Below are 23,977 nucleotides of genomic sequence, written 5' to 3' on the forward strand. Positions count from 1 at the left end.
GGCCGGATGCGGATGCGTGGGAGGCGTGGAGCTGCGGGAAGCGGAAGTCCGTGCGACAGGGGTCGGTCAGGCAGCGCTACAGCGGCCCGGACACCCGGGCTGCGGTGCGGTGCGGCCGACGCGCGGAGCGGGCCGCGTATCGGGAGTGACCGTCGCGAACATGTTCCGGAGACTCGCAGCGCCCGCCGGGTACGTCAACCACGCACCGGCTCCCCGCTGGGTGCCCGCGCGCGGCCCGCCGCCCAGCCGGACGGACGCCGTCAAACCGCTTCTGACCTGCGCTTCACGGCCCGCTCCCGACCACCCGCGTCGGCCGCCGCGGGACCGGGTGCGAGGGCCCGCGCGATTTCACGCCGCCGTAATGTCGCGCCCGCCCCCGCGCCGCCCGCCCCCGGGCCTCCATCGATTGGCGGGGGCCGACGGGCAGGACTAATCTCGTGTGAGTGAACGTATGCGTTCACTCAACGGCTTGAGTCTGCAAGCGATCCCATGACGGAATCCCACGTGACACCCCGGCGCGCTGCCGAATCCCCGAAGGGGGCACACGGCAGCGGGATCGCCCTACTCGTCATCTGCTCCTGCCAGTTGATGGTGGTCCTCGACATCACCATCGTGAACATCGCCCTTCCGCACATCCAGACCGCGCTGGGCTTCTCCACCGAGAACCTCTCCTGGGTGGTCAACGCCTACACGCTGACCTTCGGCGGACTGCTGCTGCTGGGCGGGCGGCTCGGAGACATCCTCGGCCGCCGCAGGGTCTTCATGTTCGGCGTCGTGCTCTTCGCCTTCGCCTCGCTGCTCGGCGGCCTCTCCCAGGAATCCTGGCAGTTGCTCGCGGCGCGTTCGCTCCAGGGCGTCGGCGGAGCCATCGCCTCGCCGACCGCGCTCTCACTGATCACCACGACCTTCCGCGAGGGGCCGGACCGCAACAGGGCGTTCGGTGTCTTCGCCGCCGTCTCGGCAGGAGGCAGCGCCATCGGCCTGCTGGCGGGCGGGCTGCTGGTGGAATGGCTCGACTGGCGGTGGATCTTCTTCGTCAACGTCCCCATCGCGCTGCTGATCGTGCTCGCCACACCCCGCTTCATCCGGGAGTCCGAGCGCCACCCGGGACACTTCGACGCCGTGGGGGCGCTGACGGCCACGCTGGGCATGGTGCTGCTGGTCTACGGCTTCATCCGTGCGTCCGAGGAGGGCTGGAGCGACAGCCTGACCCTGGGAGCCTTCGCCGCCGCCGTCGTGCTGCTCGCCGTGTTCATCGCGATCGAGGGCCGGTCGAGGCAGCCCATCACGCCGTTGTGGATGTTCCGCGACCGCAATCGCGCGGGTGTGTACGGGATGATGCTGTGCCTGTCCGCCGCGATGTTCGGAATGTTCTTCTTCCTGACCCTCTTCGTGCAGAACATCCTGAGTTTCAGCCCGCTCCGGGCCGGCCTCGCCTTCCTGCCGGTCAGCGCGATCATCGCCGTGGGCGCCGGTTTCACCTCCCGGCTGCTGCCGAGATGGGGGCCGAAACCCTTCATGGTGACGGGCTCCCTCCTGTGCGCCGCGGGGCTCGGCTGGCTGACGCAGGCGGACGCGGACAGCACGTACCTGGGCAGTCTGCTCGGCCCGGTGCTGGTGTTCGGGCTCGGCATGGGGCTGCAGTTCGTGTCGCTGACGCTGATGGCCGTGTCCGGTGTGGCGTCGCGGGAGGCGGGCGCGGCGTCCGGAATTCTCAACACCATGCAACAGGTGGGCGGTTCGCTGGGCCTGTCCATCCTGGTCACGGTCTTCGGTACGGCCAGCCGCAACGAGGCCACCCATCAGGTCCCGAGCTTCCTGTCGCAGGCGACCCGCGCCGAGGTGGCGCAGTTCCGCAGGACCGGCCAGCTCCCCGGGCACTGGGGCGAGCAGGTGCTGGTGACGGGCATCTCCAAGGCCTTCGTCACCGCTGTCGTGTTCGCCGTCGTGGCCGCGTTGATCGCGCTGATCATCGTCAAGGTGCGCCCCTCGGACATCGAGCGCCTGCGGGGCGACGGCGCGGCGATGCCCGGAGCGGCGGGGGCCGGTGATGCCCCGCAGCAAGCGGTCGCCCCGGGGCGGCCGGACCCCGCGCGGCAGCCGCCGCGGCCGGGCGGCCAGGATCCCCCCGATCCGGATTGAGGCCTCCCGTCCCCCGACGCGCACACTCGCCGCGCCGCTAAGCCTCGTGCGCCGCCGACTCCGGCTCGGGCCCCGCCGAACCGTCCTCGCGGGCCAGCCGGTTGGGCCACCACACGCGCGGACCGAGGTCCAGGAAGAGCGAGGTGACCAGCACCGACCGCACGACGAACGTGTCCAGCAGCACGCCCAGCGCCACCGCGAAGCCGATCTCGGCGAAGACCACGACCGGCAGCGTGCCCAGTGCCGCGAAGGTGCCCGCGAGGACCAGTCCCGCCGATGTGATCACCGCACCCGTCGCGGCGAGGCCCGCCACCACGCCCGCCCGGGTTCCCTGGAGAACCGCCTCCTCGCGGATCCGAGTCGACAGGAAGATGTTGTAGTCGATGCCGAGCGCCACCAGGAACACGAAGACGAACAGCGGGAAGTCCGTCGGCTCGCCCGCGTAGTCGAAGACGAAGCGGAAGGCCAGCGCGCTGATGCCGAGCGCCGCGGCGAAGGACAGCACCACCGTCGCGATCAGCAGCAACGGCGCGACCGCGGCACGCAGCAGCAGCGCGAGGATGATCAGCACCACCAGGAGCACCAGCGGGATGATCAGCATGTTGTCGTGCCGGGTCGCGGCGTCCATGTCGATCAGCGCCGCGGTAGTGCCGCCCACCTGCGCGCCGGCCCCCGGTACCGCGTGCACCGAGTCGCGGACCCGCTCCACGGTGTCCTTGGCCCCGTCGCTGTCCGACGGATCCGTCATGGTCGCTTCCAGGATGACCCGGCCGTCCGCCTCCGGCCGGGCACCCGGCGGTACGCCGACGGAACCGCGCACCACACCGGGCGTAGCCGCCACCGCACCGCGTACCGGGGCCTCTTGGCCGGCCGAGGCGATGACGACCAGGGGATCCCCGCTGCCCGCCGGGAAGTATCGGTCCTGCACCTCCTGGCCGGTGATCGAATCCGGTTTCCCGGTGAAGGAGTCGGCATTGCTGAGGCCGGAGGCGTTCAACTGCGTCAGCCCCAGCGACAGGGCGGCGAGCACCAGCGCGGTGGCCGCCCAGACGGTCCGGGGACGGCGCGCCAGGCGCTGTCCCGTCCGTGCCCAGATGCCGTGCTCGGTCGGCTCGGCCGAGCCGAAGTGCGGTACGACCGGCCAGAACACCCACCGGCCGAAGATCACCAGCAGCGCCGGCAGCAGCGTGAGCATGGCGATCAGGGCGACCGCCACACCGATCGCGGCCACCGGCCCGAGCCCCCGCGTCGAGTTCATCTCCGCGACCAGCAGCACCAGCATCCCGAGCACCACGGTGCCGCTGCTCGCCAGCACGGCGGGCCCGGCCCGGTGCAGCGCCCGCGCCATCGCCTCGTGCCGGTCCTCGTGCCGGCGCAGCTCCTCCCGGTAGCGCGCCACCAGCAGCAGCGCGTAGTCCGTGCCCGCACCGAACACCAGCACCGTGAGGATGCCGGCGCTCTGGCCGTTCACCGTCAGGCCCGCGTGTGCGGCGAGCAGATAGATCAGGGCCTGTGCGCTGAAGAGGGCTGCCACGACCGCGATCACCGGCAGCAGCAGGAGGGTCGGGCTGCGGTAGGTGATCAGCAGCATCACGATGACCACACCCAGCGCCGCGATCAGCAGCGTCGAGTCGATGCCCGAGAACGCCTCCGCCGAGTCGGCCGAGATCCCCCCGGGGCCGGTGACATGGACGGCGAGCCCGCCGCCGCTGCCGCCCACGACGTCCCTGATGGAGTCGACGGCCGGTCCGAGCCGCTCCCAGCCGTCGTCGCCCATCGTGATGGGCACGAAGATCTGCGCGGCCGAGGGGGAGGCCTTCCTGTCGAACCGGGGCCCCTGGGTCTGCGGGCCCCGCACCCCGTGCGCGTGCGTGGTGCGCAGCTCCCGCGCGTCCTGGGCGATCCGGGAACGGTCCGCGACGGTGAGACCGCCCTCCCGGGCGTACACGACGATCGCGGTGATGATCTCCGGCCTGAAGTCCTTCGAACTCTCCAGGACCTGGGTGGACTCCGCGCTGCTGGGCAGCCAGGAAGCGGCGTCGTTGTCCTGCGCGTCGGTGAGCTTCTGTGCGAGGGGCGCGGCGACGACGAAGACGATCAGCCACAACGCCACCACCAGCCATTTGGTGCGCCGGCCGCAGACCAGCGCCGCCACCCCCGGCCGTCGACGCCGCTGCAGATCCGGCATGGCACTCCCCGTACTTCGTCAGGAGTGACGTCGTGATCGGGGGAGCCGACGGCTGCCGGCGCGGGCCGCACAGCACCGGTTCCGCAACGCCACCCGCTCCCAGGTTCCGTGCCGGTGAGAGTAGGCGGCGGCTCGCGCGCCGGCACCGCGACCCGCCGCCGGGCGGCTGCCGGGCCCCGGTTGGGCTATCCGGCGGCGCGGCGGGTGCGGGACCTCGGGCGCCCGGCAGTGCACCGGGCGCCCGGCGGCGTGGCCGTCAGCTCTTGACGGTGAACCCCGCGCGCAGCAGTGCCTCGTCGCGCGAGGACGGGCCGACGAGCAGCTCGAACGCGCCGGGCTCGACGACGCGGTTGCCCGCGGCGTCCACCAGACTGCACTCCGCGACCGGCAGTTCGATGGCCACCTCGCGCGACTCGCCGGGTTCGAGGGTGATCTGACGGTAGGCCTTGAGCTCCTTCTCGGCCCACGTCACCGAGGTGACGGTGTCGCTCACGTACGCCTGCACGGTCTCCCGCACCGGCCGGTCGCCGGTGTTGCTGACGAGGACCCGGGCCCGCAGGGTGTCGTCCGCGCCGAGGGCTTCGGTCAGCACCGTCAGACCGCTGTACTCGACACTCGTGTAGCTCAGGCCCTCGCCGAACACGAACGCCGGACTCTGCGTCAGGTCGGCGTAGCGGGAGCCGTGCTGGCCGCGCACCTGGTTGTAGTACGTCGGCTGCTGACCCGAGTGCCGGGCGAAGGAGACGGGCAGCCGGCCGGACGGCTCGATGAGGCCGAGCGCCAGCTCCGCCACGGCCCGGCCGCCGAGCATGCCCGGGTTGAAGGCGTGCACGATCGCCGCAGCGCTGTGCGCGGAGGGCGGCAGCACGAGCGGCTTGGAGCTGATGACGACCACCACGAGCGGTTTGCCCGTCGCGGCCAGCGCGTCGAGCAGCGCGACCTGACCGCCGATCAGCTCCAGGGTCGCGGTCGAGCGCCCCTCACCGATCAGCTCGATGCGGTCACCGACGACCGCGACGACGTAGTCGGCGGCCTCCGCCGCGGCGACGGCCTCGCTGATCAGCGCCTCGGAGGGCTCCGAGGGGACGACGACCTCCGGCCGGGGCTGCCCGTCGGGGAAGAACGCGCCCAGCGGGTCCGGTCCCACCGTGAGGATGTCGGCCCCGCGCGCGTGGGTGACGGTCCAGCCGTCCGGCACGTGCTCCCGGAATCCGTCCAGGACGGTGCGGATCATCTCGCGCGGATGACCGTCCGGCAGCCAGTCCGCCTGACCGGAGGACCCCGCCCAGTCGCCGAGCTGGGTCTGCGGGTCATCGGCGTTGGGCCCGATGACCGCTACCGTGCGCGGCCCGGCGCCGGCCGGTGCGAGCGCGCGTCCGTCCGCCCCGGCCGTGAGACCACCGGCCAGCGGCAGGGTGCCGTCGTTGGTGAGGAGCACCAGCGTGCGGCGGGCCGCTTCGAGGTTCACGTCCGCGTGTCCGGCGCTCCCGATGACCGCGGTCTGCTGCGCGCGGTCCGGGTGGCGCGGGTTCTCGAACAGGCCCAGCTCGAACTTGAGCGTGAGGATCCGGCGGACCGCCGCGTCGATCTCCGCCTCGTCGAGCGTGCCGCCCGCGACCGCCTCCTGCGCACCCTCGAAGAAGTCCGGCGTCGTCATCACCATGTCGTTGCCCGCGCGGACCGCGGCGGCGGCCGCCTGCGCGTGGTCGGCGTAGACCCGCTGCTCCCACACCATGCGGCCGACGTTGTCCCAGTCGGTCACCAGCGTTCCGGTGTAGCCCCACTCACCGCGCAGCACCTCGTTCAGCAGCCAGTTGTTGACCGTGATCGGGACCCCGTCCATCGACTGGTACCCGAGCATGAACGTCCGGCAGCCCTCCTTGGCGACCCGCTCGAACGGCGGCAGGAACCACGAACGGAGCTTGCGCCGCGAGATGTCGGCCTCGCTCGCGTCCCGGCCGCCCTGGGTCTCGGAGTAGCCGGCGAAGTGCTTGGCGCACGCCAGGATCGCCGTCGGGTCGTCGAGACCGTCCCCCTGGTACCCGCGCACCATCGCGGAGGCGAGCTCACCGATGAGGAAGGGGTCCTCGCCGAACGTCTCGCTCACCCGGCCCCAGCGCAGGTCCCGGGTGATGCACAGGACCGGCGAGAACGTCCAGTGCACGCCGGTCGCGGCGACCTCGACAGCCGTCGCCCGCGCGATGCGCTCGACGAGTTCGGGGTCCCAGCTCGCGGCCATGCCGAGCTGGGTGGGGAAGATCGTGGCACCTTCCCAGAACGAGTGACCGTGGATGCAGTCCTCGGCGACGAGCAGCGGGATGCGCAGCCGGGTCCGCTCGGTGAGGGCGGCGGCTTCCAGGACGCGGTCGGGAGAGGCGTGCAGGATCGAGCCCGCGTGCATGTCCTCGATGAGGTGGCGGACGCCTTCCTTCGCGTTCAACTGGAGCATCTGGCCGACCTTCTCGGGCAGCGTCATCCGCCCGGCCAGATCGGCGACGCGCTCGGAGACGGACAGCGCGGGGTCGAGATAGGGCAGTGAGGAGCCCACAGGAGTTCCTTTCACAACGTCGGTGACGTTCTCGTCGGGCGGATGCCCGGGTGGCGGAAGGGGCCGGTCGGCCCAACTCGGCCACCCGGTCCCACCGTACGCCGAATCCCGACCGGGTGGTAAGTATGTGGGTATGCAACTGTACTCATTGACGCCGTCAGAGACGGCCGGGGAGAGTGGCACATGACCGCCGACACACGTCGTGGCTACGCCAAGGGCCGGGCCAAACGCGTGGAGATCCTTGACCAGGCCATGGCCATTTTCGGTGAGGTCGGTTACCGGGGCGCGTCGTTGCGGGTGATCGCCACCCGCTGCGGGATCTCGCACCCCGGACTGCTGCACCACTTCCCGACCAAACAGTCGCTGCTGCTCGCGGTACTGGAACACCGCGACGAGGTGGACGCCGAATGGCTGGCCGTCGGCAGCCCGAAAGGCGTGGGCCGGCTGCGCCGGCTCGCCGACCTCGCCACGCTGAACGCCGAACGCCGGGGCATCGTCGAGCTGTTCTCCGTACTCGCGGCCGAGGCGACCTCCGCCGACCACCCGGCGCACGCCTACTTCGTGGAGCGCTACCGCACCTCGGTGCTCTCCACGGCCGTCTCCTACCGGGAGGCGCAGGACGAGGGCGCGCTGCGTCCCGGGATCGAGCCCGACGAGGCGGCACAGCAGCTGATCGCGATGATGGACGGACTCCAGGTGCAGTGGCTCATCAGCGGCTGTGTGACGGACATGGCGGGCGTCCTGCGCGCCCATGTGCAGGCGCAGTTGACCGTGGCGCTGTGAACCGGGGAGCCCGTGCCGCCCGGAGGCGGCACGGGCGGGGTCAGGCTTCCCGCGAACCGCTGCGGTCGGCCGCGAGCAGGGCGTCGCGGCCGATGAGGGCGCTCGAGCCGGGTGCCGTGCAGGCGTGGGCCCCCGCCACCGCGCCCAGCCGGGCGCATTCGCGGTCGTCCCGGCCGTCGAGCCTCCCGAACAGGAAGCCGGTGACGAACGCGTCGCCGGCCCCGTTGGTGTCCACCACCGGTGCGCACGGCACGGTGGCCGGTACGTGGTACGGGTCCGGCCCGCCGTCGCGGGTGAGCAGATAGGAGCCCTCGGCGCCCGCCGTCGCCACCACGGTCCCGGCGCGGCCCTCGCGCAGGATCCGCCGCATCAGCGCGGGGGCCCGGCTGCCCGTCGTCGCCGCGCTGAAGAAGACCAGATCGGAGCGGAGGGCGAACTCCCGCTGGTGCCCGGCGAGTCCGTCCCAGTCGTGCAGATCCGTGGAGACGGGGACCCCGAGGGCCTCGATGTCGTCGTACAGGAACCGGGTGAAGTTCATGATGGACAGGTGGACATGGCGGGCCCGCCGCAGCCGGGGCAGGTAGAAGTCCCTCGGCATCCGCAGGTCCTCCGGGTCCCGGGCGTCGTAGAACGACATCCGCCGGCCCTTCGCGTCCACCAGGTTCACCGCGCGCCTGGTGCCCGCCGCGGAGATCCGCGGATGGAACTCCACGTCTCCCTCGGCCAGCCGCTCGCGCACCAGGGCGCCGACCGGATCGTCACCGATGCAGTCGAGCAGGGCCACGTCCAGACCGAGGGCCCGCGCGCCGAGCGCCACATTGCCCCCGGTCTGCCCGGCCCACTCCTCGATCGGACCGACCATGACGGAGTCGGCGAGCGGGACCGGCAGGGAGTCAACGCGGACGATCGTGTCCACCCCGCTGCCGCCCACCACCACAACGTCGTACCGGGGCTGTTGTCGTATCACTGTGCCGCCTCTCTCGTCCCGCCGCGGCTCAGTATCGCGGACCTGCCGGGGGCGCCGGGGCCGTTCTCTGCGAGCGGTCCGGCAGCCCGCTGCCTATGATCGACCAGGGGCCTTGGACCTGATCTGTGGAGGCTTTTCGATGCTGTCGGCGCTCGAACCGCGAGACATTCCTCCGCGCCTCGCCACTGGCGCGTTCATCCTGAACTCCGGCCTGGGCAAGCTCAAGGCCGACGAGGAGACCGCGCAGACCCTGCACGGCATGGCCTGCACCGCCTACCCCTTCCTCGACCGGATCGAGGCCGGGCGGTTCACCCGACTGCTCGCCTGGTCCGAGATCACTGTCGGCAGCGCCCTGCTGCTCCCCGTCGTGCCGACCCGGCTCGCCGGACTGGCGCTGACCGGGTTCTCCGGCGGGCTGCTCGGCCTGTATCTGCGGGTCCCCGGAATGCGTGAGCCGGGCAGCCTGCGCCCCAGCCAGGCAGGCGTCCCGCTGGCCAAGGACGCCTGGATGTTCGGCATCGGTCTCGGTTTCCTCGGCGCGGGAGCGCGCCGGTGCGGTACTCCGGGCCGCCGTTGCCGCCGGCACCGCAGGTGCGGCCGCTGAACCACCCGGCAGCGGTAGGTGGCACGCGTCCGGTGCCGCCTCCCGGCGTCAGTCGCGCACCCGGGCCATCAGCAACGCCACATCGTCGTGGTGACTGGGGTCCCGCAGCTTGCGCAGCAGCCGGTCGCAGGACTCCTCCAGCGACGGATCAGGCTCGCGGAGCAACTCCCGAAGGGCGTCGAGGCGGGTGTCTATGTCCTGGTCACGGGTTTCCACCAGGCCGTCCGTGTACAGGACGAGACGGTCACCCGGCCCGAGGTCGAACGTGACGTCGCTGAACGGCACACCGCCCACCCCGAGCGGCGCCCCGGCAGGCAGATCGAGCAGCCGGGGCGGACCCCCGGCCGGGATCAGCACCGGCGGAAGATGCCCGGCCGTACTCACCCGGCAGATGTTGCGGGCCGGGTCGTACACGCCGTAGACGCAGGTGGCGAACCAGGGGTCGAGGTCGGCGGTGATCTCGTCGAGGTGCGCGAGCACCTCGGCGGGCCGCAGGCCGATCCTGGACAGGGTCTGGGTGGCGGTCCGCAGCCGCCCCATCGTGGTTGCCGCGTTGATGCCGCTGCCCATGACATCACCGACCACCAGGGCGGTTCCGCCCTCCCGCAGCGGGATGACGTCGAACCAGTCCCCGCCGACCTCGTACCGCGAGGCGGCAGGCCGGTAGCGGGACGCCACCTCCAGCCCGACCGGGGCGTGGTGGTTGTGCGGCAGCATGCTGCGCTGGAGGGTGAGCGCGGTCTCCCGCTGCTGCCGGAACAGCCGGGCGTTGTCGATGCAGACCGCCGCGCGGGCCGCCAGCTCGCAGGCCAGCACCTCGTCCTCCTCGCTGAACGGCAGCGGATTGTCCGTCCGGATGAGGTCGATGGCGCCCAGCACCTCGCCCCGGGCGATCAGCGGCACCGCCAGGTAGGAGTGCGCACCGGCCTCGGCCAGCAGCCCCGCCGAACGGCTGTCGCGGGCGACCTGCGCCAGCGACTCCGCGTCCAGGTACGGCACCCGGACCGGCTCGGCCGTACGCACGCAGCGCGTGATCAGCCGGTCCGCTCCGTAGTGGGCCGCGTGACCCGGTGGATCCGCCGCCTCCACGACCGGCGTCGGCCGGGCCGCGACGACGGCCAGCGCCTGGATCAGGGCCGGGCCCTCGGTCCGGCTGGGACGCCCCTTCAGCACACTGTCCAGGACGTCGACCGCCGCGACGTCTGCCAGCTCCGGAACCGTGACCTCGGCCAGCTCCCGCGCGGTCTGCTCCAGGTCCAGAGTGGTCCCGATGCGCACCGAGGCGTCCGCGACCAGCGCCAGCCGGTGCCTGGCGCGCTCCGCCTCGGCCTCCGCGCGGTGGTGGTCGGTCATGTCGATCAGCGAGACGGCGAGCCCCAGCACCTGACCGCCGGAGTCCTCCAGCCGGTACAGCGACATCGACCAGGCGCGGTCGGTCTCCGGATCGGCCGCCGTACGGCCCTCCACCTGATGGCCCACCTGCGGCACACCGCTCTTGAGGACCTCACGCATCGCCGCCTCGACCGCTTCGGCGTCCAGGAAGGGCAGCGCGTCGCCGGCCCGGCGGCCCAGGTGCTCGGCCGCGCTCAGACCGTTCATCCGCTCCAGCGCGGGGTTGGCCGCCAGATACCGCAGATCGCCGCCCAGGACGGCCAGGCCGATCGGGGACTGGTCGACCAGGCGCACGGACAGCGCCAGATCGCGCTCCACCTGCCGCAGCGTCGCCCCGTCCGTGGCCAGGCCCAGCGCGTAGAAGTCGCCGCGGTCGTCCTGCAGGCGCATGTTGCGGAACTCCAGCAGCCGGGACGTGCCGTCCTTGCACCGTACGGGGAAGGTCCCCGCCCAGGTCTCACCGCTGCCCATCACCTCGGAGAACAGCCTCAGCACCAGCTCGAAGTGTTCGTCGTCGACCAGGAGGCGGGCGGCGAACCGGCCGAGCGCCTCCTGCGGCGTGTACCCCAGCAGCCGCTCGGCCTGCGGGCTCCACAGTGCGATACGGCCCTCGGTGTCCAGCACCATCGCGGCCGTCCCGAGGACGTCCACCAGACCGCCCTCGGGGGAGCGGCGCACCGCAGCCGCCCGGCGGGCGTCGCCCAAGCCGGTCCGCATGTCGCCAGTGCCGTCCACGGACCACCCTTCCCAAGCCGTCGCCGTGCCCGGACGCAAGGTTCGCTGTCTCCCATGGTCGCCCCGGACCCGCCGCCACCGCAGCTCCGGCGGGTCCGCGGTCCCGCCGAGGGGGCTTTCGGCGGTGCCGCAGCGGTCACCCGCAGCGTACTGACCCGAACAGCCGAGCACGACCGTCAGGAGCGGGACCTGTCGCGAGGAGCGCACCGTCACACCACCGGCGGACCCTCCGCGTGATGATTCGCCGGCTGCCGGGTACACGATGAGGCATGGACACCACGGCCTGGCTCATCATCGGTGCGGCCCTCGCGCTGCTCACCATGGGTGTCGCCGGCGTCCTCCTGGTGCGGGTGTTCCGCGCCAGGAAACTGCTGGTCGACGCCGGAATCCCGCTGCGCAACAAGGCGCTGGTCTGGGCTGCGGTGATCTACACCGTGTCGCCCGTCGACCTGCTGCCCGACCCCGTGTACCTCGACGACATCGGCTTCCTCATGCTGGCGCTGCGCTCCCTGCACGCCGCCGCGCGGGCCGCCGGGGCGGGCGGCCGCGACGGGCGGGCCACCGAGGCCCGGCACCTCGTGCCGTAGGGCGCGTACCCGGCCCCGCCGGGGTGTGTCGATGGCGGGGACGGGGCAGGCGAGCAGCCATGGTGAGGACATGAACGTCGCAGACATCCTGGTGGATGGATTCACCCGCATCCGGGAGACGGTGCACTCGGCCGTCGAGGGCCTCGGGCCCGACGATCTCCACGCGCGCCTCGACGAGGGCGCGAACTCGATCGCGTGGCTGGTCTGGCACCTGACCCGGGTCCAGGACGACCACATCGCGGACGCGGCCGGCGTCCAGCAGATCTGGACGGCTCAGGACTGGGCCGCCCGCTTCGATCTGCCGTTCGCCGAGGCGGCCACCGGTTACGGGCAGAGCGGCAAGCAGGTGGCGGCCGTGCGGGTCGACTCGGCGGAGCTGCTGATCGGCTACCACGACGCGGTGCACCTGCAGACCATCAGCTTCCTCCAGGGCCTGGACGGCCACGCGCTGGACCGCGTCGTGGACGAGGCCTGGTCGCCGCCGGTCACCCTGGGCGTACGGCTGATCAGCGTGCTGTCGGACGATCTCCAGCATGCCGGGCAGGCCGCCTTCGTCCGGGGCTCGCTGGAGCGCCGGTAGCCGGCCTCAGCCGGCCGGCGGGGCGAGCGGTCCGCGGGTACGGGCGTAGTGCCCCGGGCTGGTGCCCACGACCCGCTTGAAGTGGCGGGCCAGATGGGACTGGTCGTAGAAACCGGCGGACGTCGCCACGTCGGGCCCCGGCAGCCCCTGGAGGAGCAGCCGGCGTGCGAGGTCGACCCGGCGCCCCGTCACGTACTGGTGCGGCGCCATCCCGAACTCCCGGCTGAACGCACGTACCAGATGCGTGTGATGGGCGTGCAGGCGCAGCGCAGCCTCCTGGAGCGTGATGCCCGCCACGAACCGTTCGTCCAGCAGGTCGCGCAGGCGGTGGGCGATCCTGCGGTCGTGCACGTACCGGACGGGTTCCAGCCGGTCGCGCAGATGCCGGTCGAGCCGCTCGGCGACCAGGGCGAGCCGGCTCGCCGCCTCCAGTTCGTCGCCCGGCGCCGAGAGCGTCGTGTGGAGCCGGGCGATCCGGTTCCGCAGCGCGGGATCGTGCAGCACGGGGCGGTCGACCGCCATGCCGATCAGCCGCTCGTCGACCTGCGCGGTGTTGAGGTACAGCACGCGTTTGCGGAAGCCCTCGGCGGTCGCGGCGCCGCCGTTGTGCGGAACGTGCGGCGGCAGCAGCGTCACCACATGGGTGAGCACCCCGTGCTCGTGGTGGTCCAGGTCGTAGCGGACCATGCCCTCGTCCACGATGAGCAGGGTCCACGCGTCGTGCGTGTGCATGGGGTAGGAGTGATCGATGAAGTGGGCGTGGAAGACCTCTTCGATCCCCTCCACCGGCGGACACCACGCGGTGATGTCCGGACGAGCTGCCATGACCCGATCGTACGCCCGGCCGCCGGCCCGTCGGCTCCGGGCGGGCCGGCGCCGGCATGCAAAGTTCGTACAAGACGGGCCGGGGGCGTGCCGGGCAGGCTCGGTGCCATGACAGACCAAACAGCCCCCGTCCGCTTCGACACCAAGATCGCCGTCCTGCTCAGGGACGACCTGCAGACCTGGCAGCGGCTGAACGTCACGGCGTTCCTGGTCAGCGGCCTCGGCACGGCGGTGCCCGAACTCGTCGGCGAACCGTACGCCGACGCCGACGGCACTCCCTACCTGCCGATGTTCCGGCAGCCGGTCCTGGTCCTCGAAGGGGGGAAGGAGATGCTCACGACGGCCCACACCCGTGCGGTCGGCCGGGGCGTGACCCTGTCGGTGTTCACCTCCGACCTCTTCACGACGGGCAACGACCGGGACAACCGGGCCGCCGTGCGGGCGGTGCCGAGGGCGGCGATGGACCTGGTCGGGCTGGCCGTGCACGGTCCCCGCAACGCCGTGGACAAGATCCTCAAGGGCGCGTCCATGCACTCCTGAACGTGTCCGCCGCCGGCCGGACGCGCGGCGGGCCGGCGGCAGTACGGGCGGCGGCCTTCACACGGTGCGCTCGACGAAGTAGGGCAGCAGCGCGAGCAGTTCACCGACCGCCTCCGTCTCCAGCGCGACGCTCTCCAGGCAGGCGCGGGCGCTGTCCAGATGACGGTGGGCCTCGGCCACGGCGGCCGAGCGCCCGCCGGCCTCCTCGACCAGAGCGGCGGCCCGCCCGGCCGCCCCGCCGTCGAGCGGCTCGCCGGTACGCAGCAGGGCACCCAGCTCCAGCGCCGCCCGGTCGCCCGCCGCGAGGGCGGTGAGAACGGGGTAGGTCTTCTTCTGCCGGCGCAGATCGCCGTGCACCGGCTTGCCCGTCGCCTCCGGGTCGCCCCAGATGCCGAGCACGTCGTCCATGACCTGGAAGGCGACTCCCAGATGGCGTCCCGCCGAGGTGAGCGCGTCGGCCGCCGTCCGTCCGGCCCCTCCGAGCACGGCGCCCAGACCGGCGGCGCAGCCGAGCAGCGAACCCGTCTTGTGCTCGGCCATCAGCCGGTACTCGTGCGGCCGCACCGCATCGGGCCCGGTCCAGGGCCGGGACTCGAAGAGCAGGTCGTCGGCCTGGCCGCGGACCAGGTCGTTCAGGGTCCAGGACAGCAGCCGGACCGCCGGGACGCAGTGCGGGCCGGGGGCGTCCGCCAGGGTCTGCACCGCCAGCGCGAAGAGCGCGTCACCCGCCAGGACGGCGGGCCCGGTCCCGTAGGCCTTCCAGGCGGTGGCGCGCTGCCTGCGGGTCTCGTCGCCGTCCATGATGTCGTCGTGGAGCAGGGAGAAGGTGTGGATCAGCTCGGCCGCGACGGCGCCCCGGACCGCGCTCTGCGCCTTCGCGCCGACGGCCTCGGCGCCGAGCACCGCGAGGGCCTGCCGGACCCCCTTGCCCTGCCCGCCGGGGACGGCCCGGCCGCCGGGCCCGTCCCAGCCGAGCGAGAACGCGGTGATCTCGGCGTGCCACGGGTGCAGCTGCCGCACGGCAAGCTCCAGACCGGGCCGGACGAGGGCGCGGCAGCGGGCGAGTACCTCCGGCGCAGTGGCCTGCTGGGTCACCGGGGGTGTCATCGGCGGCCGGCTTCCCCGGCCACCGTGTCACCGGCCGGTGACACGCCGAGTTCCGCGTAGGCCTTGTCGACCATGTCGCGCGCGTTGAGCAGTCCTATCCGGTCGAGCGTGACGCGCAGCCCGTCCAGCTCCGCAGCGGTCTGCGCGCGGTCCCGGCCCAGCCGGGCGAGCGACTTCACCAGACCGAGACGGGCCAGCGCCTCGCCCCGGGGCTCGGTCATCGCCCGGAACTCGCCCAGCGCCTCCTCGTACACCTCGCGGGCCTGCGCGTACCGTCCGGCGCGGTAGAGCACGTTGGCGCGCATCTTGTGGTTGTAGGCGAGGGCGCTGGACAAGTTCATCTCACGGCAGGTCAGTTCGGCCTCGGCCAGCAGGGCGAGCGCGCGCTCCGGGTCGTTGTCCCGTACGGAGATGATGTCCGCCATACCGCGGAGCGCCCAGGCCCGGCCGCGCCGGTCGTCCGCGTTCCCGGCCAGCTGCGCCGCCTCCTCGAACATCTCCAGGGCGGTGTCGAACGAGCCGGTGTTGCGGTGGATCTGCGCGATGCCCTCCAGGGCCCAGACGGTGTGCCGTGCCTCGCCCCGGGCGCGTGCCTCGGCGAGCAGCTGCTCGTGCAGGGCGGCGACGGTCCGGTAGTCGCCCTGGATGCGCCCGGTCTCCGCGAGGCCCGCGAGCGAGTAGCCGCGGGCGACCACGTCGCCGCCCTTCTTGCCCAGGTCGGCGGCCAGGCCCAGCAGGCGGAAGGCGAGGCGCAGCGCGCCCCGCTGGCGGGCGAGCGTGCCGCCGCTCCACAGCGCCCAGGCCATCGCCCCGGTGTCCTCGGCGGACCGGGCCGCGCGGTAGCTGGCCTTCCAGGCGCGGTCGGCGTCCTGTACGTGGCCCAGCCTGCGGTGCGCCTCGGCCACCGCGAGTCCGGCGCGGGCCACCTCCTGCTGGGAGCCGGCGAGCTCGGCCGCCCTCAAGTGGCTTTCTCCCTCGGCCAGTACGTCGGTGAGGGAGGCGTTCACGGACATCTTGGTGAGGGCGCCCTGGTACTCGGGCGCCAGTGCTTTGCTGTGCATGGGAGCCTTTCGCGCGCGGACGGGCCCGGCCGTCGACTATGCATGCGATGTATACATTCAGTGCATAGCCGCTCGGTGCTCTGACCTGTGCGCTCATGGGGGGTCGGAAAGCTTGTCGTGTGCGGCGTACCGCCTTGTTGTGGATCAAGACGGCTGATCGGCGTCCACGGTTGCTTCGGAACCCCGCAATCCGTACGGACATTCGCTCGACGGTGCTCGCAGGGCCTGCCGGCCCGGTCCGTCAGACGGCCGCCGAACCGCTCCCGGTCCCCGTGAGGTGCTCGCGGAACCACTCCCGGGCGAGCCCGGCCACCTCGTCCAGCGCGCCCGGCTCCTCGAAGAGGTGCGTCGCGCCGGCGACGACGTCCAGCCGGCTCTCGCAGCGCAGCTCCTGGCGCGCCTGCCGGTTCAGCTCCAGTACCCGGGTGTCGCTGCCGCCCACGACGAGGAGTGTCGGAGACCGGACATCACCGAGACCGGCGCCCGCCAGGTCGGGCCGGCCGCCGCGCGAGACGACCGCCCCGATCCCCGTGTCGCGCCCGGCTCCTAGTGCGGCCGCCGCCCGCAGTGCGGCCGCTGCCCCGGTGCTGGCCCCGAAGACGCCGACGGGAAGGGGCTCGCGACGCCGCAGCCAGCCGGTGGCGCCCATCAGCCGTTCCGCCAGGGTCGCGATGTCGAAGGCGGCTGAGCGGTCCGCCGCCTCGGCCGGTGTGAGCAGGTCGAAGAGCAGGGTGCCGAGCCCCGCCCGGTGCAGGGCCGCCGCCACCGAGTGGTTGCGCGGGCTGTGCCGGCTGCTGCCGGAGCCGTGGGCGAACACCACGAGAGCGCGGGCGGATCCGGCCGAGGTCAGCTCACCCGGCAGCACCACACCGCCCGCCTCCACGGCCACCTCGACGGGCGTGGGCGCGGACGCCCGGTCCGCGGCCCGCGCCAGCAGCGCGACGACCTCCTCGTCCGGGGTCTGGCCGAAGTCCCGGTACCACTCACCCACCGCGGAGAACCGCAGCGGCGTGGACAGGCACACCAGCTCGTCCGCCCGGCCCCGGACCCGCTCGGCGGCATCCGGCGGCGCCACCGGCACGGCCAGTACCACCCGTGCCGCGCCCTGCGCACGGGCCACCTCGCACGCGGCGAGAGCGGTCGCGCCGGTCGCGATGCCGTCGTCCACGACGATCACGCAGCGCCCTTCGAAGCGGATGCGCGGCCGGTCGCCGCGGAAGGTCCGGGCCCGCCGCAGCAGCTCGGCACCCTCGGCGTGCTCCACGGCGGCGAGGTCCTGCGGGGACGCCCCGCTGCGGCGCAGGATGTCCTCGCTGATGACCCGCACCCCGCCCTCACCGATGGCGCCGAAGCCCAGTTCCGGGTGGCGCGGGACGCCGAGCTTGCGGACCACGATCACGTCGAGCGGCGCGCCGAGCGCCTGGGCGACGCGGAAGGCCACCGGGACTCCGCCGCGCGGCAGGCCCAGTACGACGGGATCGCTTGCGGCCAGCGGGCGCAGAGCCTTAGCGAGCCGTTGTCCCGCGTCGGCGCGATCGGCGAACAGCACGGGGATTCACCCCAGACCGGGAGAGGGGAGGCGGCCATCTGCACATCTGCTTCGAGTCGACACCGTGCGCCGCGGGTCCGCAAGCCGGCGACGGAGCTGCTTTTGCCCGGAACGAGCGGCGGAGCGGCCCGCCGGGCTTTCGGGGCATCGCGCGACGTCACAGCACGGAACGTGCCACCCGGAACCCGGTGTCGTCGATCCGGAACGTCGGGTGGCTGCGCCGCCGCACCGATGCCCGGCAGCTCCAGTGCTCGTCGAACCAGCCGCCGCCGCGCAGTACCCGGTAGCTGCCGTACACCTCGGCGTCGTAGACGTCCCAGCACCATTCCCAGACGTTGCCCAGCGTGTCGTACAGGCCCCAGGCGTTCGGCTCCCTGCCGCCCACCTCGTGCATCCGCTCCCGCGAGTTGCCCCGGTACCAGGCGATGTCGTCGAGCTCTCCGTAGCGGGCGCCCGTCGTGCCGGCCCGGCAGGCGTGCTCCCACTCGGCCTCGGTGGGCAGCCGGAACCCGTCGGCGGCGGTGTCCCGGGCGACGCCTTCGGCGCTCTGCGTACCGTCGGGGCCGGTGGGCAGGCGGTAGACGGGGGTCAGGCCGGCGCGCAGCGACAGGGCGTTGCAGAACCGGACCGCGTCCAGCCAGGAAACGCTCTCCACGGGGAGCCGGCCGCCCTGTGCGGAGGCCGGGCGCTCGCCGGTGACCTGCGCGTACAGGCCCTGTGTGACCACGGTCGCGCCGAGCAGGAAGGGGGCCAGGTCGACCGCCCAACTGTGTTGCGTACGACGGTCCGACAGGGTGACCCGGCCCGCCGGGACGGTGATCAGCTGGATCTCGGTGACTGTGTCCATGGAACGCCGAGCTTAGCAACGCCGCTGAGGCCGGAACCCGGTTCACGCCCCGGCCGGGTCAGCCCGCCGACGCCTCGCGGGAGATCGCGTCGAACCGCGCCCCCATGGCCGCGGCCAGTGCCTGCGCCCCGGACAGCGGCCGGACCATCACCATCATGTCGTCGATCTCGCCCGCCTCGTTCATGTGCAGGAAGTCGCAGCCGCTGATCTCCCGGTCGCCCACCTTCGCGACGAAGGCGAGCGCGTGGTCGCGCCCGTCCTCGCTCGACATCTCCCGGACGTACCGGAAGTCCGAGAACACCTCGATGACCGCACGCAGGATCGCGGCGGTGAGGGGCTTGCCGGGGTACGGCTTGAACGCCACCGGGCTGGTGAAGACGACGTCCTCGGCCAGCAGCGCCTCGACGGCGTCGAGATCGTGTGCCTCGACGGCCTCTCGGAAGGGGTGCATGCGCCACTCCATAGTCAATTTGTTGAATAGGTGTGAAAGAGGTTAATCACATCGGTGCTAGCGTGTCCAGATGTCTCTCAAGTACGCGGTCCTGGCCGCCCTGCTGGAAGGCGAGGCCTCCGGCTACGACCTGGCCAAGATCTTCGACGTCTCGGTGGCGGACTTCTGGTCCACCACGCCGCAGCAGCTGTACCGGGAGCTGGACCGACTGGCGGGGAGCGGCCTGATCGAGGCACGCGTCGTCGAGCAGCAGCGCAGGCCGAACAAGCGGGTGTTCACGCTCACGGAGCCGGGCCGCGCCTCGCTCGCGGCGTTCACCGCCGAACCGCCCCGCCCCATCGCCATCAGGGACGAGCTCCTGGTCATGACGCAGGCGGTGGACGCCGGCGACCACGAAGCGGTACGTGCCTCTGTCGCGGAACGCATGGAGTGGGCGCGTGCCAAACTCGCCCGCTACGACCGGCTCCGGGAACGTCTGCTGGACGGCCGGGACGAGGAGACCTTCGTCGCCGAGACCGACCGCATCGGCCCCTACTTGACCCTGATGCGCGGACGGTCCTTCGAGGCGGAGAACCTGCGCTGGGGCGAGCAGGTGCTGCGCATCCTGGACCGGAGAGCGGCTCAACGACGTTGTCAGACCCCACGGTTAGGGTCTGCGCATGACTGAATTCGTACTGGTGGCGGGTGTCTGGCTGGGAGCGTCGGCATGGGACGAGGTGGTGCCGGGGCTGCGTGCGGCGGGGCACGGCGCACACCCGGTGACCCTGACCGGCGTCGGGGAGAAGCGGGAGCTTCCGGTCGGCCCGCAGACCCATGTGACCGACATCGTCGACGAGGTGGAGCGCCTCGGGCTCCGCGATGTCGTGCTGGTCGGCCACAGCTACTCGGGCATCCCGGTCGGCCAGGCCGCCGGCCGCATCGGTGACCGGCTCTCCCGCGTGGTCTTCGTGGACGCCGGCGTTCCGGCCGAGGGCGAGTCCTTCGTCTCCGCCTGGTGGCAGGGCCCGGCCGCGATGGAGGCCGAGCTCGCGGGCAACGGGGACTCCTGGGCGCCGCCGGCCCCGGCCGAGTTCGAGGGCCAGGGGCTCACCGACGGGCAGACCGCGCGCCTCCTGGCCGGTGCGACGCCGCACCCGGGCGCCTCGCTGAGCGACCCCGCCGTGCTGAACACCCCGCTCGACGGCCTCCCGGTCACCTACGTCAAGTGCCTGCTCGACGGTCCCGAACCGAGCGACGACGTTGCCGCGTTGCTCACCGGGGACAGCTGGGAGCTGGTCACGATGGACACCGGACACTGGCCGATGTACTCCCGGCCCGCGGAGCTCGTCCGGATCCTCACCGAGGCGGCCGCCAAGTAGGTCCGGGCGGGGTCCGGCCGCCCTGCGGATCCGGGCGGGGCCGGCCGCTCACGCCCGGCGCCGTCCACCGGCCCCGCGCCGTCCCGCTCCACGAACAGACGATCAGGACGCGCGCTCCCGCCCTGTTCCGGGCTGCAATGGACGGGTGACCGCGCCTCCGGACGACTGCCTCGCGCGCAACGAATGGATCTGCGGCGCCTACCTGAGCAGCCGTCGGCACATCCTGTGGGAGGCCGTGCTCCAGCACCTCCAGCTGACCGTGATCGCCGTACTCATCGGCCTGGTGCTCGCCCTCCCCCTCGCCCTCGCCGCCCGCCGCTGGCGCTGGGCGGCAGGACCGGTGCTCGGAGTGACCACCGTCCTGTACACCGTGCCCTCCCTCGCGATGTTCTCGCTCCTGCTGCCGGTGTACGGGCTCTCCGCCGCGCTCGTCGTCGCGGGGCTCGTCCTGTACTCCCTGACCCTCCTCGTACGGAACATCCTGGCCGGACTCCGAGCCGTACCGGAGGAGACCCGCCAGGCGGCCCGGGGCATGGGATACGGGCCCGTACGGCTGCTCGTCGCGGTCGAGCTCCCCCTCGCCCTGCCCGCCGCCATGGCGGGCCTGCGCATCGCCACCGTCTCCGCGGTCTCCCTGGTCACCATCGGCGCGATCGTCGGCTACGGCGGACTCGGCAACCTCATCTACTCCGGCATGAACACCTACTTCAAGGCCCAGGTGCTCACCGCGTCCGTGCTCTGCGTCGTCATCGCCGTCGCCGCCGACCTGCTGCTCCTGCTGGTGCAACGCCTGCTGACGCCCTGGACCCGGAGGCAGTCGTGAACACCCTCACCAAGGCCTGGTCCTGGCTCACCACCTCCGCGCACTGGTACGGCGACGACGGCATCTGGACCCGGCTCGGCCAGCACCTCTACCTCACCGTCGTCTGCCTGCTGATCAGCTGCCTCATCGCCCTGCCGGTGGCGCTGGTCCTCGGCCACCTCGGCAAGGGCGGCGCCCTCGCCGTCAACATCTCCAACATCGGCCGGGCCGTCCCCACCTTCGCCGTCCTGGTGCTGCTCCTGCTCACCCCGGTCGGCCGGTTCGGAGAGGGACCGACCATCGTCGCCCTCGTCCTGTTCGCCGTACCGCCGCTGCTCACCAACGCCTACGTCGGCATGCGCGAGGTCGACCAGGACGTCGTGCGGGCGGCCCGGGGCATGGGGATGACCGGCAGACAGCTGCTGTTCCAGGTCGAGGTGCCGCTCGCCCTGCCGCTCATCCTCACCGGGGTACGGATCGCGGCCGTGCAGCTCGTCGCCACCGCCACCATCGCCGCCCTGGCGGGCGGCGGCGGCCTGGGCCGGATCATCACCGCCGGATTCAACCTCGCCTCGACCGCCCAGGTGGTCGCCGGAGCGGTCCTGGTCGCCGTGTTCGCCCTGATCGTCGAGGGGCTCTTCGAGCTGGCGCAGCGCCTCGCGCCCGACTGGGTCCGCGACGGGAACACCGGATGAGGGCCCGCCGCGCGCTCCCCGCGATCCTGCTGCTCGCACTGGCGGCGGCCGCCTGTACCAGCGGACCGGCGCTGGAGAAACAGGGCGAGGTCACCGCGCCGCCCGGCGACAGCAAGCACCTCACCATCGGCTCGGCGGGCTTCACCGAGAGCGATCTGCTCGCCCAGATGTACGCCCTGCTGCTCGACCGGGCCGGATACTCCACGAAGATCATCTCCGTCACCAACCGGGAGATCTACGAACCGGCTCTGGAGAGCGGCCAGATCGACGTCGTACCGGAGTACGCCGCCACCTTCGCCGACTGGCTGAACGCCAAGAAGAACGGCGCCGACGCCGCGCCCGTCGGCTCCCCGGACCTGGCCGCGACCATGAAGGCCCTGCGCGCCCTGGCCGCGCCGCGCGGCCTCACCGTCCTGGACCCCGGCCGGGCCGTCGACCAGAACGCCTTCGCCGTCACTTCCGCGTACGCGAGGAAACACCACCTGAAGTCGCTGAGCGACCTCGGCAGATCTGGGCTGCCGGTCCGGCTGGCGGCAGGTGACGAGTGCGTGCAGCGCCCGTACTGCGCACCCGGCCTGAAGAAGACGTACGGCATCGACATCACCGCCGTCGACCCCAAGGGCGTCGGTACCACGCAGGCCAAGCAGGCGGTCCAGAGCGGCCGGGACCAGATGGTGCTGACCACCACCACCGACGCCACCCTGGACGAATTCGGGCTCGTCCTGCTCGCGGACGACAAGCACCTGCAGAACGCCGACTACCTCGTCCCCGTCGTCAACCGTGCCAGGGCGGGCAGCGCGGGCGTGCGCACGGCGCTGGGCAGGCTGAACACCGTACTGACCACCGCGGACCTGGCCCGGCTGAACGAACAGGTGGACAGCTGGCGGCGGCTCCCCGAGGACGTGGCCCGCGCCTATCTGCGGTCCGAGCACCTCATCCCGGCCGGCTGAGCGCACCGCAGGGTGGCTCGGCGCGGCCCGATGAGTCCGGACCACCGGTGGAGTCATCCTGTTGAACCCCACACCTGAGAAGGCGGAGCGATGAGCACCCTGCGCGAAGTACTCGAAACGCACGTCCGTCACGGTTCGGTGCCGGGAGCGGTGGGACTGGTGGCTCGCGGCGAACGCATCGAGGTGGCGGCGGTCGGCTCCGCCTTCACGGACGACAGCGTGCCGATGGCCCGGGACTCGGTCTTCCGGATCGCCTCGATCACCAAGCCGGTCACCGCGGCGGCGGCCATGATGCTGATCGACGACGGCCGGTTGGCGGCCTCCGACCCGGTCGGGCCCTGGCTGCCCGAACTGGCCGCGCCGATGGTCGTGCGCACCCCGCAGAGTCCGGTCGACGACGTGGTCCCGGCCGCGCGGCCGATCACCGTGCTCGACCTGCTCACCTTCCGCGCCGGGTACGGATTCCCGTCCGACTTCTCGCTGCCCGCGCTCGCACCCCTGTTCAGCGAGTTGAACCAGGGCCCGCCGGAGCCGCAGGCCGTCGCCGCCCCGGACGAGTGGATGGCGGCGCTGGCCCGGGTCCCGATGCTCCACCAGCCGGGGGAGGCGTGGCTGTACAACACCTGCGCCGACATCCTGGGCGTGCTGATCGCCCGGGTCTCGGGCCAGTCGCTGCCGGAGTTCATGGCGGAGCGGCTGTTCGAGCCGCTCGGGATGACCGACACCGGATTCGCCGTCCCGCCGGACCGGCTCGACCGTCTCACCGGCTACTACCGGGCGGATGCGGAGGGCGCCCTAACACTGGCCGACGCACCCGGCGGGCAGTGGAGCGGCATGCCGGACTTCCCGTCCGGCGGCGGCGGACTCGTCTCGACCGTCGACGACTGGTACGCCTTCGCGCGGATGCTGCTCGACGACGGGTCCGTGGGCAGCCGCAGCCTGCTGACGCCGGAGTCCGTGCGGCAGATGACCACCGATCACCTGACACCCGCTCAGCGCGCGGCCAGCGGACTGTTCACCGAGGGGCAGGGCTGGGGGTTCGGCGGTTCGGTCGACGTCGAGACGCTCGATCCCTGGAACGTGCCGGGGCGCTACGGCTGGGTCGGGGGCACCGGCACGACGGCTCACATCATCCCGGCCACCGGCACGGTCGCCGTCATGCTCAGCCAGGTCGCGATGGCCGGCCCCACCCCGCCGGTGCTGATGCGGGACTTCTGGCGGTACGCCGGAAGCGTCTGACCTCAGGGCCACCACCGCGGGGAGAGG

22 protein-coding genes are annotated in these 23,977 nt (G+C 72.4%); 12 read left to right on the top strand and 10 right to left on the bottom strand.

The window, feature by feature from the left end; genetic code table 11:
• The first annotated feature begins 489 nt into the window (after positions 1–489).
• On the top strand, positions 490–2,142 hold the full coding sequence (locus ACGFU6_RS07665) for an MFS transporter (RefSeq protein WP_393608794.1): 1,653 nt from the start codon (positions 490–492) through the stop codon (positions 2,140–2,142).
• A 37-nt stretch (positions 2,143–2,179) separates the two neighbouring features.
• On the opposite strand, the gene ACGFU6_RS07670 is transcribed toward ACGFU6_RS07665, so the two are convergent.
• Together ACGFU6_RS07670 and ACGFU6_RS07675 are read right to left on the bottom strand one after the other, a co-directional pair.
• Positions 2,180–4,330, bottom strand: a complete 2,151-nt coding sequence (locus ACGFU6_RS07670) for an MMPL family transporter (protein ID WP_393608795.1) — start codon at positions 4,328–4,330, stop codon at positions 2,180–2,182.
• A gap of 256 nt (positions 4,331–4,586) precedes the next feature.
• Positions 4,587–6,878: a glycoside hydrolase family 3 N-terminal domain-containing protein gene (locus ACGFU6_RS07675; protein ID WP_393608796.1), complete on the bottom strand. Its 2,292-nt coding sequence runs from the start codon at positions 6,876–6,878 to the stop codon at positions 4,587–4,589.
• Between the two features lie 183 nt (positions 6,879–7,061).
• On the opposite strand from ACGFU6_RS07675, the gene ACGFU6_RS07680 reads away from it, so the two are divergent.
• Positions 7,062–7,661: a TetR/AcrR family transcriptional regulator gene (locus tag ACGFU6_RS07680; protein ID WP_393608797.1), complete on the top strand. Its 600-nt coding sequence runs from the start codon at positions 7,062–7,064 to the stop codon at positions 7,659–7,661.
• A 40-nt stretch (positions 7,662–7,701) separates the two neighbouring features.
• On the opposite strand, the gene ACGFU6_RS07685 is transcribed toward ACGFU6_RS07680, so the two are convergent.
• Positions 7,702–8,598: a carbohydrate kinase family protein gene (locus ACGFU6_RS07685; protein ID WP_393609072.1), complete on the bottom strand. Its 897-nt coding sequence runs from the start codon at positions 8,596–8,598 to the stop codon at positions 7,702–7,704.
• A gap of 169 nt (positions 8,599–8,767) precedes the next feature.
• Between ACGFU6_RS07685 and ACGFU6_RS07690 the strand changes: the two genes are divergently transcribed.
• The gene (locus ACGFU6_RS07690) at positions 8,768–9,232 is read left to right on the top strand and encodes a hypothetical protein (RefSeq protein WP_393608798.1); all 465 of its coding nucleotides are present in this window, start codon (positions 8,768–8,770) and stop codon (positions 9,230–9,232) included.
• Positions 9,233–9,280: 48 nt separating this feature from the next.
• Here the strand turns inward: ACGFU6_RS07690 and ACGFU6_RS07695 are convergent, their stop codons facing one another.
• Positions 9,281–11,341 (bottom strand): SpoIIE family protein phosphatase, encoded by a 2,061-nt coding sequence (locus ACGFU6_RS07695; RefSeq protein ID WP_393609073.1) that lies wholly within the window; start codon positions 11,339–11,341, stop codon positions 9,281–9,283.
• 287 nt (positions 11,342–11,628) lie between these two features.
• Here ACGFU6_RS07695 and ACGFU6_RS07700 point away from each other — a divergent pair, with 287 nt between their 5' ends.
• Positions 11,629–11,946: a YkvA family protein gene (locus tag ACGFU6_RS07700; RefSeq protein ID WP_393608800.1), complete on the top strand. Its 318-nt coding sequence runs from the start codon at positions 11,629–11,631 to the stop codon at positions 11,944–11,946.
• Positions 11,947–12,016: 70 nt separating this feature from the next.
• Complete coding sequence (locus tag ACGFU6_RS07705) at positions 12,017–12,526, top strand: DUF664 domain-containing protein (RefSeq protein ID WP_393608802.1); 510 nt, start codon at positions 12,017–12,019, stop codon at positions 12,524–12,526.
• A gap of 6 nt (positions 12,527–12,532) precedes the next feature.
• Here the strand turns inward: ACGFU6_RS07705 and ACGFU6_RS07710 are convergent, their stop codons facing one another.
• Complete coding sequence (locus ACGFU6_RS07710) at positions 12,533–13,351, bottom strand: helix-turn-helix domain-containing protein (RefSeq protein WP_393608804.1); 819 nt, start codon at positions 13,349–13,351, stop codon at positions 12,533–12,535.
• A 108-nt stretch (positions 13,352–13,459) separates the two neighbouring features.
• On the opposite strand from ACGFU6_RS07710, the gene ACGFU6_RS07715 reads away from it, so the two are divergent.
• A complete protein-coding gene (locus tag ACGFU6_RS07715; RefSeq protein WP_393608805.1) occupies positions 13,460–13,891 on the top strand; it encodes a DUF2000 family protein in 432 nt (143 codons plus the stop codon).
• Between the two features lie 57 nt (positions 13,892–13,948).
• Here ACGFU6_RS07715 and ACGFU6_RS07720 read toward each other — a convergent pair whose 3' ends face one another.
• The 5 genes from ACGFU6_RS07720 to ACGFU6_RS07740 all read right to left on the bottom strand — a co-directional run bounded on the left by ACGFU6_RS07720 (position 13,949) and on the right by ACGFU6_RS07740 (position 18,906).
• A complete protein-coding gene (locus tag ACGFU6_RS07720) occupies positions 13,949–14,998 on the bottom strand; it encodes a polyprenyl synthetase family protein (RefSeq protein ID WP_393608807.1) in 1,050 nt (349 codons plus the stop codon).
• Positions 14,995–16,059, bottom strand: a complete 1,065-nt coding sequence (locus ACGFU6_RS07725) for a tetratricopeptide repeat protein (RefSeq protein ID WP_393608809.1) — start codon at positions 16,057–16,059, stop codon at positions 14,995–14,997. The genes ACGFU6_RS07720 and ACGFU6_RS07725 overlap by 4 nt, the downstream gene beginning before the upstream one ends.
• 241 nt (positions 16,060–16,300) lie before the next feature.
• Positions 16,301–17,608, bottom strand: coding sequence for a phosphoribosyltransferase family protein (locus ACGFU6_RS07730; RefSeq protein WP_393608811.1), 1,308 nt, complete (start codon positions 17,606–17,608; stop codon positions 16,301–16,303).
• A 157-nt stretch (positions 17,609–17,765) separates the two neighbouring features.
• Positions 17,766–18,455: a formylglycine-generating enzyme family protein gene (locus ACGFU6_RS07735; RefSeq protein WP_393608812.1), complete on the bottom strand. Its 690-nt coding sequence runs from the start codon at positions 18,453–18,455 to the stop codon at positions 17,766–17,768.
• Between the two features lie 58 nt (positions 18,456–18,513).
• Positions 18,514–18,906, bottom strand: coding sequence for a nuclear transport factor 2 family protein (locus tag ACGFU6_RS07740; protein WP_393608814.1), 393 nt, complete (start codon positions 18,904–18,906; stop codon positions 18,514–18,516).
• Positions 18,907–18,976: 70 nt separating this feature from the next.
• Here ACGFU6_RS07740 and ACGFU6_RS07745 point away from each other — a divergent pair, with 70 nt between their 5' ends.
• From ACGFU6_RS07745 to ACGFU6_RS07770, 6 genes are all read left to right on the top strand, one after another.
• Positions 18,977–19,573 (top strand): PadR family transcriptional regulator, encoded by a 597-nt coding sequence (locus tag ACGFU6_RS07745; protein ID WP_393608816.1) that lies wholly within the window; start codon positions 18,977–18,979, stop codon positions 19,571–19,573.
• Positions 19,566–20,264, top strand: a complete 699-nt coding sequence (locus tag ACGFU6_RS07750; RefSeq protein ID WP_393608817.1) for an alpha/beta fold hydrolase — start codon at positions 19,566–19,568, stop codon at positions 20,262–20,264. Before ACGFU6_RS07745 ends, ACGFU6_RS07750 begins: the two co-directional genes overlap by 8 nt.
• Positions 20,265–20,409: 145 nt before the next feature.
• Positions 20,410–21,087 (top strand): ABC transporter permease, encoded by a 678-nt coding sequence (locus tag ACGFU6_RS07755; RefSeq protein ID WP_393608819.1) that lies wholly within the window; start codon positions 20,410–20,412, stop codon positions 21,085–21,087.
• Positions 21,084–21,761 carry an ABC transporter permease gene (locus tag ACGFU6_RS07760; protein WP_393608820.1) on the top strand — a complete coding sequence of 226 codons (678 nt, stop codon included), beginning with the start codon at positions 21,084–21,086 and terminating at the stop codon, positions 21,759–21,761. The genes ACGFU6_RS07755 and ACGFU6_RS07760 overlap by 4 nt, the downstream gene beginning before the upstream one ends.
• The gene (locus ACGFU6_RS07765) at positions 21,758–22,711 is read left to right on the top strand and encodes an ABC transporter substrate-binding protein (protein ID WP_393608822.1); all 954 of its coding nucleotides are present in this window, start codon (positions 21,758–21,760) and stop codon (positions 22,709–22,711) included. Before ACGFU6_RS07760 ends, ACGFU6_RS07765 begins: the two co-directional genes overlap by 4 nt.
• A gap of 90 nt (positions 22,712–22,801) precedes the next feature.
• A complete protein-coding gene (locus tag ACGFU6_RS07770; RefSeq protein ID WP_393608823.1) occupies positions 22,802–23,950 on the top strand; it encodes a serine hydrolase domain-containing protein in 1,149 nt (382 codons plus the stop codon).
• Positions 23,951–23,977 lie beyond the last annotated feature (27 nt).

The sequence above is a fragment of the Streptomyces sp. NPDC048462 genome (assembly GCF_043200175.1).
Classification (GTDB): domain Bacteria; phylum Actinomycetota; class Actinomycetes; order Streptomycetales; family Streptomycetaceae; genus Streptomyces.